This is a genomic window from Halochromatium sp., from assembly GCF_054919635.1.
In genome coordinates, this window is sequence record NZ_JBUDPI010000070.1 from 1 (window position 1) to 13,621 (window position 13,621).

Consider the following 13,621-nt stretch of genomic DNA (forward strand, 5'->3'; position numbering starts at 1 on the left):
CGCGGGTGCCGGCGCGCAACTGATGCCGCGGGAAGCGGTGCTCTCTGGTGGTGAGACACAGCTGGGTGCCTGTCCTTACCTCGGCTCGAATCGCTACCTGCATGCCGGGCAAGAATCAGTGAAGCGGCTATTCAAGGATCTGTGGCTTGGCTATAGCCGCGAGTCGCTGAGGCTGAGGCCTGCAACCTATTATGCGGAGAAGGTCGCGAACGACGTGCCACCGCTGGTTAATGAGGTTCTGCCCGCGAAGAATATCCTGCTAGTGCGCGACCCGCGCGGCGAGATGCTCTCGATCATGAAGTTCAATCGCCAGCGCGGCTACGATGCGTTCGGTTGGCTCCCAGAGGATACTCCTGAGCGCTTTGCGCTACGTCTCTGCGCGATGCGACGGCATTTTCTGCGCGAGGCCGCCTGTGTCGACGAGAATCCGCGGCGAATGGTGCTGCGCTACGAGGATATCGTGGTTGATTCCGAGCGATTTCTTGCCAGACTGCAGCACTTTCTTGGTGTCGAGATCGATCGCCGATTGTTCCATGAGCGACTCGATGGCTTTCGCGACCACATGACCTCGGACTCAGCGCTGCACTCGGTCGATGCCTGGCGCCATGAGCTGCCGCACGAGGCGGCGGCGATCATTCAGCACGGTCTGTCGCAAGAGCTGCAAGACCTGGGCTACCGTTGACCGGTGGCGCTCGGTAAAGCGCTAGTACCTGTTCTGCAGTGGCCTGGATCGAATCCGGCGGTTGGATGCCGGCACGCAGCCGCTCCCAGGTCTCCGGGTCGGCCGCGCGCTCCATGGCGCGTGCTAGGCTGGCCGGTGAGCCTCGCGAGAAGCGCAACCCGTCGACACCATCGCTAATCTTCTCTTTCATGCCACCAATGTCGCTACAGATGACCGGGCGCCCGAGGCCTTTAGCCTCTTGCAGCACCAGCGGTGAGTTTTCCCACCAGATCGATGGCAGCACCAGGGTGTCGATCTCATCGAACAGCCTCGTCAATTCGTCACGGTTGTAACTGCCGTGGACGTGCAGCTGCCTTGGGTAGCGCTGCTGCAGGGTTTCGATCCGCTCCTGAAGGCTCTCGTGCTGATCACGAAGTCCGCAGCCGTGGATGTGGACCTGCACCTGCTCACGCAGACCAGGCTCGAGGAAATCGATGGCGTCGAGCAGGACCTGAAGGCCCTTGTAGCGATTGATCTGGCCAAGGTAAGCAAAGCTTGCGCGCGGCTGCCCCTCATGCAATGGCCGGGGTTGCAATGGCTGCATCGGCGGTAGGCCATTGTCGATGACGCTGATTGGCCGATTCAAACCCCAACGCTGATAGGTCTCGCACAGGAATCGGCTCGGTGCGATGAAGTGGTCGATGAGGCTGAAAGCTGCACGGATCAGCCGATCGCGCAGAAAGATCTCCTCAGGTGTCCGCGGGCGTGGCGGGCGTTGTTTCAGGCAGTAGGCGCAGCGGGTAGGGCTCGCTTCAGTGCACAGCTCTTCGCTGTCAAACATCACCATCTGACCATCGTTGGCGCAGATTGGAAGGTACTCATGCAGGGTGAAGACGAGCTTGACCGGCTTGCCGGCCTTTGTGCGGTAGCGGGCGGCTTCGCGGATGAACTGGGTGCCTAGATGCAAGACGTGATGAAAGTGGATGGCATCAGGTTGCAACTGGGCGAGAAGCTGGCGGAAATCATGCCAGACCACCCGCAGCGAGGCGGGTGCGAGGTTGAAGAAATCCCGCATCTGGCCATGGAACAGGATCTCGTGCGGTCGCAGCATCGAGAAGGGTGTGCCACCGTGCTGCAGCGCATCTTCTCGGGTCGCTGCGAGCAGATAGGCATCGATGCCGCGCTCGCGCAGCTCACGAAATAGCTGGTAGGCGGCGATTTCGCCACCACCCTTGACCAGAGACGGGTGGCCATGCGCAATCAGGAGCACCCGCATCAGTGGGCCTCCTCAGCGCTGAGGCGAGCGATGGCGGCGCCCCACTTGCGGGTATGGCGCCAGCAGTTATAAACGGTGATCTTGTCGCGTCGGCTCTGGTCTGCGAACAGTGACTGCGATTGTCGTTCGAGGTGATAGAGCTGAACGTCGCGTGCGACAAGGATCTGCTTGCCCTGTTGACGCAGTGCCAGGCAGAGATCCGAGTCCTCGAAATCGCCGATGATGTAGCCTTCATCAAGGCCGCCGACACCAAGCAAGTCGGCCTTTCGCAGCATCAGACAGGCTGCGGTGGCCGCTTGAACCGGCACCACAGCGCGATGCGGCTCGACCGGCATCACTGGTAGACCCTTGCCGGGGTGGTCATTGATCCAGAGGCCGCCCAGGGATGGCAGGCGCTTAAAGACCATGCCGTCATGCTGCAAGGCATCATCCGGATAGAGCAGGCGCGCCCCCAGCGCGACACAATCCTGTTGCGCCTCGAAGCGCTCAAGCATGGCCGTGACCCAGCCGGCCTGGCTTGGGATGATGTCTGAGTTGAGCAGGAGCAGCTGTTCCGCACGTGCATGCTGAATGGCGAGGTTATTGGCGCCGGCGAAGCCAAGGTGGGCGCGGTAGATCACTGCGCTAAATGGGACCTCGTAGATCGGGGAAACGGCGGCACAGCATTCAGTAAACCCCTCGGTCAGGGAAGGGTCGTCAAGCACATAGATGAGATCGACCCAGTCACGAAAATCCGGATCATTAGCGAATTGGCTGAGCTGAAACTCGACGAAGTCATAGCGGCCATAGATCGGCACGATGACACTGACCCTTGGTTCGACAGGAGGCTCGCCGAAGCGGATGATCTCGCTTCCGGTGTCACGCGCTCGGCTAAAGGGAAGATCGGCAACGGCGGGGCCTAGTTGCTCATCGAGCAGCCTCAGCATCGCCTGGCCTCCGGGGTGGAAATGCTTGAGCAGCTCATGGGCCGTGTCGACAGGATCATCGAAGCGCTTCACCGGCGGCAGCGGGGGCATTGCGATGCCCTTGCCATCGAGCTCGAAGCCTGCGCTGAGGCTGACCGGGCCTTGGTCGGCATTGTCCTGGACATAGCTGAGGAAGCCCGCTGTGGCGGCCTGTGAGCGAATCGCAGGACCCAGTGCATCAATGAGGTCAGGGCGTGCGACTCGGTAGGCATCGTCGAGGAGATTGACCGCCCTCTCAGGCCCGAACGCCAGCTGGAGCTGTGCAGGCGCTGCCTCTGCAGAGATGCACCATCCGACTATGAGAAATCCTCGCTCCCCGACCTGGATGATCTCGTCAATGGCCGCTGCGGGTGCTAGGGCGATGTGCCGGTTGGCTGCCGGCTGAAGCTCGGCTCGCTGCCCGTGCTGCCCATCCTCCGAGCCTGCTGCGCCCTTCGCCACAGCATCTCCGTCGCTCGCTGTTGAAGAGGTTAAGGCCGTCGCGAAGGCTTGGGCGAGTGCGGTTGCGTTCTCGGGCAGGATCTGTAGCGCTGCCACCCTGAGGTCGGGCAGCAAGGCCTGTTGCTCGAGACCCAAGGTTTCGATCGTCGCCGGATCATTGCTGATCTCGATCTGACTGCGATAACGCTTGCGACCAACCCGAATCAGTAGGTCTAGGTGGCTGATCGGCCCGGGCAAGTGGCAGGCCTTGATGAATCCCTTGCCTGTTGGACTGATCTGCCGCTCGACATCATCGCGCCGATAGCGCTGGGAGAAGAAGGTCCCGCGGATCGCGATATCCGGCTCCGCCGTTGTCCACCCGGTGACGATGGCAAGGTTGCCGATGCGGACGCAACGATCGACCTTCGCCGCTTCGCCGTTGCCAAAGCTGGCAATGGTCTCATCGAGACGATCCAAAGTATGTCCGCCGAATAGGGCCATGCAGCGATCGCTTCTCCGGTCCCGGTCATCGAGCCATGACGAGTGTGGCCTGTGGCCTGCGAGTCTACACCAAGTCTTGGTGCAACAGGTCTTGGTGACGGCCTGCCCATGCTGCTGCCTCGGCCACTGCGCGAGCACGAGGCAAAGGATTAGTGCTTACCTGAGCTGTGTTTCGCAAGCGATTGATGTACTATCAAAGATGTCGCCGCGGAGCATGCTCAATTATGCCCTTACCCAGATCAGTATCGGTCTATCTCGGGAGTAGTGCGCTGCTGCTCGCCGCCCTGCTGCGCCGGCTGAGCTGGCTGCCGTTGATTGGTGGTGCCTATCGCGCCTGGGCCTGCAGGTTGATTCGGCAAAGCGGCCTCTTCGATGAACGCTTTTATCGCGACAATAATCGGGACCTGCAGCCACAGGCCAAGCAGCTGTTACAGCACTATGTGCTCTTAGGTGATCTTGAGGGTCGTTGTCCCTCGGCCTGTTTCGACCCCGCCTATTATCGACTGCAAGCGAGGTCCCAAGCCGCGCGAGCCCAGGCCTTGCTGCATTATCTCTTGGTCGGCCGCCATCGGCGGCTCGCGCCTAGCGCATGGTTCGACGCAGAGCATTATTTGCAGGAGAACAAGGATATTGCCCGAGCTCGGCTCGAGCCCTTGCGGCATTTCTTGGCCGAAGGTGCCTGGCAGGGGCGCACGCCGAGCAGTGCCTTCGATAGTGCGGCCTATCTGCAGGCCTACCCCGACCTAGCATCGAGCGGGCTCAATCCGCTCCTGCACTACATCTGTGAAGGTCGGTTCCAGGCCCGCCGAACCCGGTTCGGCAAGGCTCCTGATGGCGCCTCAAGACCCGCTAGGGCCTCGCAAGCACCAGATACGCAAACGACAGCCCGGCTCTGGCCAGCTGGAATTGCTGGATTCAGCGGCAAAGAGGATTGGATCAGCGCTGAGCGCCTGCTTGCGCAGCTCGAATGGCTGTCGCAGGAAAGTCCATGCGCAGCCAAGTCATCCTCTGCGCCATTCTCCGAGCCCACTGCTGAGCCCACTGCTGAAACTAGCCAGCATCCCGGCCAATCAGGCCCCGTCCAGACCAATCGGGGCGAGGGCTTTGAGAGCGCGATTCCAGCTCGGTCGTGTCGCACGCAGCTACCCATCGATGTGGTGGTACCGGTTTATCTTGGACGGCTTGAGACGCTGCGCTGCTTATTGAGCCTGTTGACCGCGCGGGTCCAGATTAACCACGAGCTGGTGGTGATCAACGATGCAAGTCCGGACCCGGTGCTCCGCGAGGCCTTGCGCAACCTGGCCAATGCAGGCCAGATCACCTTGGTTGAGCAGCTCGTGAATCAAGGCTTCGTCAAGAGTGCAAATCTTGGTCTGAGATTGCATCCGGATCGCGATGTGCTGCTGTTGAACGCCGATACCGAGGTCTATGACGGCTGGCTCGACCGACTGCATAGGACAGCCCTGCAGCATCCGAATGTCGGCACCGTGGCGCCGTTGTCGAATAATGCGACGATCTGCAGCTATCCCCGGCGCGGTTGTGATAATCCTTATCCGTTGGAGCTCGAGTATCGAGAGCTCGACGCCTTAGCTGCTCAGATCAACCGCGGGCTCAGCCGAGCTGCACCGACCTCAGTGGGCTTCTGTATGTTGGTGCGTCGGGCTTGCCTTGATGACGTTGGTCATTTTGATGAAGATGCGTTTAGCCCTGGCTACGGTGAGGAGAATGATTTTTCTCAGCGCGCATCGCGTCGTGGCTGGGTGCATCTGATTGCAGCTGATGTATTCGTGCCGCACTGGGGCGCGCGCTCGTTTCGCGGCGAGAAGGGGCGACATATGACCGCCGCGAAGGCAGTGATCGCGCGGCGTTATCCGAGCTACCGGCAGCAGGTCGCGGCTTTCGAGGCCGCGGACCCGCTTGCCGAAGCGCGTCGGCGGCTCGACTGGGGCCGACTGGCGCGGCATCGGGCTGAGGAGAATGTGCTGATCTTCCATCACCGTCGTGGAGGTGGCTCGGCGAGACGAGTCGAGGCAGAGATCAGCAGCTTGCATCAGCGCGGCCTTGGTGTGTTTCTGCTGCGACCGGTGTCCGGTGATCCGACATCCCTGGAGCTGAGTCTGCCGATGACATCGGCCTTGCCAAATCTGCCTCGATTCTCGATCACCGACGCTAAGGCTCTGACACAATTACTTCAGACGCTAGGGATCAGCGAGGTGCGGACACATGGACTGTTCGATCTGGTTCCGGATGCCGTTGCCTATCTCGAGCGGCTGGTGCGCTCGCTCGGGCTGCGTTGGGTGGCCTATCTGCACGACTACAAGGTGATCTGCCCAAGGGTGAATCTCGCCGATCGGCATGGGCGCTATTGCGGGGAGCAGGGAAACGCGCAATGCGGACACTGCCTCGCGCTGAATGGATCGGAGTTCGGTCGACCAGCGATCGCTGCATGGCGTGCGATGCATCGTCAAGCGCTGTCGGCCGCGGCCTTGATCCGAGTGCCGGACGAGGAGGTTGCGGGGCGGATTCGACGTTATTTCCCCGAGCTTCGACTCCAGGTCTCTGCGAATGACGGGACCGAGCACTCGGTCACCTGTCAGAGCCGCTCGTCGAAGCCGCCGTCGCAGCAAGCGCATATCGTGGTGATCGGTGCCATCGGTCGACGCAAGGGCTTCGATGTACTGCTGCGCTGTGCGCGTGATGCGCGAGCGCGCGGGCTCGGACTCAGGTTCACGTTGATGGGCTTCGGTCTCGACGACGCTCGGCTCAGGGCCCAGGGCGTGGAGGTGAGTGGCCGCTATCCTGAGGTGGATGCCCCGGGACTGTTGAAGCGGCTCTCAGCCGACCTGGTCTGGCTGCCGTCGACCTGCCCGGAGACCTTCTCCTACACCTTGTCGCTGGCATTGAGCGCTGGCTTGCCGATCTGCGCCTTTGATATCGGTGCCATCGCGGCGCGCCTGCGCCGACTCGGGATTGCCGATGGACTGGTCGCGCTGTCGCTCGCGGATCGGCCGGCCGCCTTGAATCGATTCCTCATCTCACTTGCGTCAGGGATGCCAGTGCGACGGCCAGCTCAGATGCCAGCGAGAGCGCCGGCCACTGCGACTGGCTAGCGCCATGGGCGCTGGTGCTGATGACCTGGCGTTAACCCTATCGCGTGGCCTTGCGCGTTGGCCTGGCGCTCAGCGGCTGTTTGGGCTGTCTGGCTTGCGCTGGTGCCCGGCGATGCTGTCGGACTGGGCGCGAGATAAGGGTTACCGCTGTGTCATCGGTTGGGGCGCGCGGCCGAGCGGTGTGCTCGGGCGAGAGGTCGCGCGCCGGCTCGGTCTGCCTTATCTTGGCCTGGAGGATGGTTTTCTGCGCTCCGTTGGGCTCGGTTCGGATGCTAGGGCGCCCTATTCGGTCATCGTTGATGATCTTGGGCTCTACTTCGATGCCCGAGCGCCTTCGCGCCTGGAGCAATTGCTGAATGGGCAGCGGCCCAAGCCGTTGCCCCTGCCCGCCCTCAGTGATGCAGTGGCGCTGGATCTGGATGCGCCGGCACTGCTTGGGCGGACCCGCGATGGCTTAGCAGCGATGGTCGGGTCGCGACTATCCAAGTACAACGCGGCGCCAGAACGGCAGCTGCCGCCAAGCCAGCGACCACGGGTGCTGGTCGTCGATCAGTGTCGCGGCGACGCCTCGATTCCGGGGGCGCTAGCCAACCCCAAGCGTTTCCGGGAGATGCTGGCGGCGGCGCGCGCCGAGCATCCGCGCGCGGAGATCCTGATCAAGGTGCATCCGGCGGTCCAAGCCGGACGGCGGCTCGGCCATTTCTCGGCAGCGGATGAGGATCATCGCACCCGATTGCTGACGGTGCCTTGGAGTCCGATCAGTCTGCTGCAGCAGGTCGACCAGGTCTATGTGGTCAGCTCGCAGATGGGGCTGGACGCCCTGCTGGTAGGCGTCCCCGTCAGCTGTTTCGGCGTGCCGTTCTATGCCGGCTGGGGCTTGACCGATGATCGGTTCCCGTCGCCACGACCGCGTCGGCCTTTGCGCTTGGAGCAGCTGTTCGCGGGCGCCTACCTCGGCTATTGCCACTACCTCGACCCGGATAGCGGCGAGCCCTGCTCCATGGAGCGGGTCATCGAGCACCTGGGGCTGCAGCGGCGGATGTTCGCGCTCAACGATGGACAGTTCATCGCCTATCGGTTTCCGCTCTGGAAGCGTCGCCACCTGCGTCGATTCCTGTGCGCGCCAGGCAACCGGATCGCGTTCATCTCGCGCGCCACGCAGCTCGGGAAGGCCGCCGGTCTCGCCGCAAGCCGGTCTCCAGCAGACGCGGATCGTACCGAGAGCCGCGCAACGCGAAGCGACACCAGTGTCAACCCCACTGAGACGAGCTCGGCTCGAGCCCAGCCCAGGGTTCTGCTCTGGGGAGCGCAGCGGCCCCGACGCTTGTTGGAGCATGCTCAGCGGCTTGGCTGCCCGGTCTGGCGGGTTGAGGATGGCTTCTTGCGCTCGGCTGGTTTGGGCTCGGACCTGAGCGCCCCGGCGTCCTGGGTCTTCGATCGGCAGGGGATCTATTTCGACCCTCGGCGACCGAGCGATCTCGAGCGGCTGTTGGCGCAGGCAGACTTCAGGGTCGCTGAGCTGGCGCGAGCGGCCAAGCTGAGGCAGGTCTTGATCGAGACGCGGCTGAGTAAGTACAACGTCGGCGAGCGGGCACGACGGCCTGTCGTTCTCGGCGCCGCAGGGCGTCGGGTGATCCTGGTGCCGGGACAGGTGCCAGGTGACGCCTCGCTCCGACTGGGCTGCAGTGGCGGTCCTGCGACCAACGCCGAGCTATTGGCGCAGGTGCGACGCGAGCATCCTGATGCCCATATCCTCTACAAGCCGCATCCCGATCTGTTACGTGGCAATCGGCTCGGTGATCGCCAGCCGATCGATCCCGAGGATTATGATCAGCTGCTGACCAAGGCGGGCATCGTCTCCTGCTTGGAGGTTGCCCATGAGGTGCACACCCTGACCTCGCTGGTCGGCTTCGAGGCCCTGTTGCGGGGCCTGCCTGTGCATACCTATGGTTGGCCCTTCTACGCTGGTTGGGGCCTGACGATCGACCATCACCCGCGCGCCGCGCGCGCGCGCCCATTGACCCTTGATGCGCTGGTCGCTGGCGTCCTGCTACGCTACCCGCGCTATGTCAATCCAGTCACTGGCGCATTCACCACGCCGGAGCATCTGATCCGGTTGCTCCAGCAGGCGCTTGCGACCAGGACCCCGGCGGCGACCGGCTCGCTGCTACTGCGACCCGTGCGGTTATTGCCACGGTTTGCGGCCGCCTGCTGGCGCGAATGGCGGCGACCGCTTCGAGGCGAGCTCGATGCGCCATCGATCGGCTTGGGCTGGCGTCTCAGATCCGACGAGTGAGGCGGCATTTCCTGTTTCTTCAGGGCGGGGTGGGGCCGCTATTCGCGGCGCTCGGCGCCCGGCTCGAGCGTGCTGGCCATAAGGTCTCGCGCCTGAACTTCTGCATGGGCGACTGGCTTGTTTGGCGACGAGCCGGCGCCCTGGCATTCCAGGAACGACTCGAACAGCTGCCCGCTTGGTTGGACGCGCTCTGCAGCCAGCGCCGGATCACGGACATGGTGCTGTTCGGGGCCTGCCGCCCAGTGCATCGTCCCGCACTCGCGCTAGGACGGGAGCGGGGCTTGCGCCTGCATCTGGTCGAAGAGGGCTACCTAAGGCCGCATTGGATCACCATTGAGCGCGGAGGGGTCAACGGCGAGTCGCCACTGCCGCGCGATCCCGACTGGTATCGACGTGTGGCGCCCCTGGTGCCGTCCGGGTCCCTGGATGCCTGGACGAGCCGCCCGATGGGCGGCGGTGATCTTCTCGCCCGGGCGGCGCAAGGCGGCTGCTATCAATGCGCACGGATCGCCGATCCCGTCCTGTTTCCGCACTATCGCAGTCATCGCGCCGATCATCCGTTGGCGGAGGCCGCAGGCTGGCTGCGCCGATTTGGCTTGCTGTCGTTGGCACGGCGCCCCGAGGCCTTGCGGATCGAACGGTTCTGGAGTCGCGACGCCAGGTGCTTCTTGCTGCCGCTGCAGCTGCATGATGATGCCCAAGTCCTCCATTATTCGCGGTTCAGGAGCCTATTCGAGCTGATCGATCAGGTGATCGCGTCGTTCGCTCAGCATGCACCGCCCGAGGCCAAACTGCTGATCAAGCAGCATCCGCTCGACAGCGGGTTGCGCGATTATGCCGGTCACGCGCGCCGAGCGGCAGTGGCAGCCGGTCTCGCTAATCGGGTACAGACGGTGGAGACGGGCGAGCTGTCTCGCCTGCTCGAGACCGCTGCAGGCTTGGTGACCATCAATAGCACCAGCGGCTTGGCGGCATTGCTGCGCCAGTGTCCAACCATCGCGCTTGGGCAGGCCATCTACGACCTGCCGGGCTTGACCTTTCAGGGGCCGCTCGACCAGTTTTGGTGGGCCGCTCGGCGGCCCGAGCCCGCGTTGGTCAGTGCCTTCATCCGCACCCTGCTGCACACGACCCAGCTTCGCGGCAATCTCTACACCGCTGCCGGTGTCCGCATGGCGCTGTCCGGGATCGACCGCTTCATGCTCGAGCAGTCTCCGCTCGAGGCCCTGCTGGAGCGCTGTCCAGTCGGTGCCAGGGGGTAATCTGGTCTTGGCTGCCGATCGACCTCGCTGAGCCTGTCAGCGGACCAGGCCGATGGCCGCGCGACTTGCGCCAAGCGGTCATGCAGTCGGCGATTGGACGTCGCTGCATGCCTGGGAGCGAGGGTCGCACTGTCCGAGCGCCCGCTCGACGCTGACCTTTTGCGCCGCGTTGGAGGCCAGTCGTGTGCGCCGAGCGGGATGTCTGGCCAGGTCGAGGATCTCGCTGATCCAGCGCTCGGGATTCAGGGGCAGCAGCAGGCCGTCGTGCCCATGTGCGACGATCTCATCGAAGGCGCTACCCCGGCTGTAGAGCCCAACAGCGGCGGCGGCGGTGATGTCGAAGAACTTGGTATAGCTTCGCGCTGCATTGAACGCCGACGGCAACAGCGGGGCTAGGCCAATATGGCGGCCTGGCTGCTGGATGAATGCCCGATAGCCTGCCCAGTCCATCGGCGGGACGACCCGTGTTCGCGGAAGGCCGCGGTAGCCCTTAGCAATCCGCTGATCGGCGATGACCTCGAGCCCGATGCGCGCATCGGTATCCACCAGCTTACGCATGAGCTGCTGCACCCAGGCATGCTCGCGCTGATGACTGGCACTGCCGTGGTAGAAGAGCCAGATCCTCGGCTCGGTCGATCGGGCCTCCGTCAGCGCTGGCCGGCGTGTGAGAGGCCGCGCCCTTGATACCCAAGATCGCGTTGGCGCATCTGGCCGGGTCGTTTCAGGCTGAAGAGGAGCGGGCCGGATCGATTCGGCCCGGATCGATTCGGCCCGGTGCGGCGCGCCCGCCATCCGTTTTGGCTGCGCGCGCTGCGGATACTGGGGCTCCAGCGGACGAGGGCGGATCAACCGCGGTCGATAGCGTGCATATTTTCGCTGCAGCGCCACCGAGCCGACCCAGAGCTCAGCCTGTCCTTGCCGCAGTCTCCGTTGGAGCCAGCCCAGGCGACGGAAGCTCAGCCAGAACAGCTTCCAACGATAGCGCCAAGGCAAGCCGCCCCAGGCCAGGGGGTCGAGCAGATCGTCATCGATGAACAGCACAATCCGATGCAGCCGCAGACCCGGTTGCGAGAGGGCTCGTAGCCAGGACGACGGCAGATAGCGGACCAGGATAACCTCCGCGCTCTCCAGGGCCTGCAGCGGAGGAACCTCATCGAAGCCGCAGCGACGAGCTGATGCGCGCTGTGCTGCTGGGAATGATCCGACTGTCGAGGCGACCATCGGCATCAGAAAGAGGTCCGTGGTTGCGCTCGGGCGTTCTTCGACCAGATAGATGCTGTGCCCCATTGTCGCCCAAATGTCCCCCAGAAGATCTTCTCAGAAGATACCCCTCAGATGCCCATCGATCGTCGTCTTCTCGGCCTTGGTACTGTGCTAGATCATCCCACGATCGGCCCTGTCGTGCCTTTCCACGACCGCCATGGTCTTCTTCAGCGGCACTTGCGCTAACGCAGCGAGAAGTCCTCGTGCTGCAGGGTCAGATTGGGGTTATAGGCCGGGTCCTGCTGCAGCCGGCGCCCCCAGCGTGTCTGCATCCAAGCGAGCTCTGCGGCGAATCGCGCCTGCTTCGCCGCAGAGTCGTCGGCTCCGCGCGACGCCGACTCCTGCTGAGAGAGGTGGGCATCGGGCGTCCAGAGGTTGCGATAGCCTGCATCACGTACCCGAAGGCAGAAGTCGACATCGTTGAACGAGACCGGAAGCCGCTCGGCATCGAAGCCGCCGACCCGTTCGAACAGCTCGCGGCGCAGCATGAGACAGGCCGCAGTGACGGCGGACAGATTCTGCACCAGCTGCAGCCGGCTGAAGTAGCCGGGCTCGGTTCGATGGAAATACTTGTGGGCATGGCCAGCCACGCCGCCGATGCCGAGGATGACCCCGCCGTGCTGGACCCGTTCATCCGGGAACAGGAGCTTGGCGCCGACGCAGCCGATCTCCGGGCGCAGGGCCTGGCTGACCATCTCTGCGAGCCAGTCGCGACGGATCGGCGTCACATCGTTATTGAGCAGCAATAGCAGCTCGCCGCTGGCCTCGGTGGCGGCCGCATTGATGATGGCTGAGAAGTTGAAGCGACCTGGCCATTGCAGAACGCGGATCCGCTGATCCTGCTGCAGGGCTTGGAGGTAATCGAGTGTCGCCGGGTGCTGGCTGGCGTTATCGATGATCAGCAGCTCGATTGCTGGATAGTCCGTACGCTCGAGCACGGCCTCGACGCAGGGTGCGAGTAGGTCGAGCCGGTCGCGGGTAGGCAGGAGCACCGAGACCAGTGGCGGTGAGGCCGGAAGTGGCCAACGCACGCGATAGCTGTTGGCGACGGGGCCGAGCTCGGCCGTGGCCCCGGGATGCACAGTCGCGAGATGCGCGCTCAGGGCGGCAAGACCCGCCTGGCTGGTGTCGGGCTTGTGCGCGGGATCGGCCGCGGTGGAGCCTTCGCAGGCGCGCCAATGATAAAGGATGCGCGGGATGTGCACGATCGCAGCAGGATCACCGATCCGACGCCAGGCGCGCAGCAGCAGATCATGGTCCTGACTGCCATCGAGCTCGGTCCGCAAGCCGCCGAGCACGCGCAGCAAGCGGGTGCGATACACGGCGAGATGATTGACGTAGTTCTGCGCCAACGCCAGGTCCGGATTCCAGTCCGGCTTGAAATGGGGCTCGACACGTTCGCCGTCTGGGCCGAGCTTGTCCTCGTCGCTATAGAACAGGCAGGCCTCAGGGTGGCGGCTGAGGGCGCGGGCGACATAGTAGAGCGCATTGGGCACGAGGCAATCGTCGTGATCGAGGAACGCGGTTAGCTCGCCGCGCGCGACGCCGAGGGCCAGATTGCTCGCGACCGCAATGCCGCGGTTTTCGTCACAGCACTGAAGGTCGATGCGCCCATCCTGTCTTGCGAGCGCTGCCAGTACCAGCCGCGTCTCGTCTCGCGTCGAGCCATCATCGACGATGCAGAGCTGCCAATGCGGGTAGCTCTGAGCGCGTACCGACTCGACGCAAGCACGCAGCCAGTGGGCTGGCGTATTGAAGGTTGGCAGCAAGATCGAGATCAGCGGTTGGCAACGCAGCTTGGTGATCAGGCGCTGGACCTGGGCCGCTGATGGCTGCTGACGCTCGGCGCGAGCGAGCCAGTCGCGATAGA

8 protein-coding genes are annotated in these 13,621 nt (G+C 63.7%); 4 read left to right on the forward strand and 4 right to left on the reverse strand.

Annotation, left to right across the window (positions count from 1 at the left end):
• Positions 1 to 682 (forward strand): sulfotransferase domain-containing protein (locus ACY693_RS06425; RefSeq protein WP_462321004.1); only part of this gene is annotated, 682 nt, incomplete at its 5' end.
• Here ACY693_RS06425 and ACY693_RS06430 read toward each other — a convergent pair.
• Both ACY693_RS06430 and ACY693_RS06435 read right to left on the reverse strand, forming a co-directional pair.
• Positions 633 to 1,937: a glycosyltransferase family 4 protein gene (locus ACY693_RS06430; protein ID WP_462321005.1), complete on the reverse strand. Its 1,305-nt coding sequence runs from the start codon at positions 1,935 to 1,937 to the stop codon at positions 633 to 635. The two genes, ACY693_RS06425 and ACY693_RS06430, sit on opposite strands and share 50 nt — an antisense overlap.
• Entirely contained in the window at positions 1,937 to 3,823 is a 1,887-nt protein-coding gene (locus ACY693_RS06435) for a glycosyltransferase family 2 protein (protein ID WP_462321006.1), read from the reverse strand. The genes ACY693_RS06430 and ACY693_RS06435 overlap by 1 nt, the downstream gene beginning before the upstream one ends.
• Before the next feature lie 224 nt (positions 3,824 to 4,047).
• On the opposite strand from ACY693_RS06435, the gene ACY693_RS06440 reads away from it, so the two are divergent.
• Genes ACY693_RS06440 through ACY693_RS06450 form a run of 3 tightly spaced genes read left to right on the forward strand, consistent with a single transcriptional unit; the run spans position 4,048 to position 10,488 of the window.
• A complete protein-coding gene (locus ACY693_RS06440; RefSeq protein WP_462321007.1) occupies positions 4,048 to 6,933 on the forward strand; it encodes a glycosyltransferase in 2,886 nt (961 codons plus the stop codon).
• Between the two features lie 4 nt (positions 6,934 to 6,937).
• The gene (locus ACY693_RS06445; protein WP_462321008.1) at positions 6,938 to 9,229 is read left to right on the forward strand and encodes a capsular polysaccharide biosynthesis protein; all 2,292 of its coding nucleotides are present in this window, start codon (positions 6,938 to 6,940) and stop codon (positions 9,227 to 9,229) included.
• On the forward strand, positions 9,226 to 10,488 hold the full coding sequence (locus ACY693_RS06450) for a capsule biosynthesis protein (protein WP_462321009.1): 1,263 nt from the start codon (positions 9,226 to 9,228) through the stop codon (positions 10,486 to 10,488). The genes ACY693_RS06445 and ACY693_RS06450 overlap by 4 nt, the downstream gene beginning before the upstream one ends.
• A 78-nt stretch (positions 10,489 to 10,566) precedes the next feature.
• Here the strand turns inward: ACY693_RS06450 and ACY693_RS06455 are convergent, their stop codons facing one another.
• Together ACY693_RS06455 and ACY693_RS06460 are read right to left on the reverse strand one after the other, a co-directional pair.
• Entirely contained in the window at positions 10,567 to 11,775 is a 1,209-nt protein-coding gene (locus ACY693_RS06455) for a hypothetical protein (RefSeq protein ID WP_462321010.1), read from the reverse strand.
• Between the two features lie 158 nt (positions 11,776 to 11,933).
• A partial coding sequence (locus tag ACY693_RS06460) for a glycosyltransferase family 2 protein (RefSeq protein WP_462321011.1) occupies positions 11,934 to 13,621 on the reverse strand: 1,688 nt, incomplete at its 5' end.

What these genes read in the sequence shown, in the direction of transcription:
- ACY693_RS06440 (WP_462321007.1), top strand. Translation starts at nt 4,048, where the DNA reads ATGCCCTTACCCAGATCAGTATCGGTCTATCTCGGGAGTAGTGCGCTG.
- ACY693_RS06435 (WP_462321006.1), bottom strand. Translation starts at nt 3,823, where the DNA reads ATGGCCCTATTCGGCGGACATACTTTGGATCGTCTCGATGAGACCATT.
- ACY693_RS06430 (WP_462321005.1), bottom strand. Translation starts at nt 1,937, where the DNA reads ATGCGGGTGCTCCTGATTGCGCATGGCCACCCGTCTCTGGTCAAGGGT.
- ACY693_RS06455 (WP_462321010.1), bottom strand. Translation starts at nt 11,775, where the DNA reads ATGGGGCACAGCATCTATCTGGTCGAAGAACGCCCGAGCGCAACCACG.
- ACY693_RS06445 (WP_462321008.1), top strand. Translation starts at nt 6,938, where the DNA reads ATGGGCGCTGGTGCTGATGACCTGGCGTTAACCCTATCGCGTGGCCTT.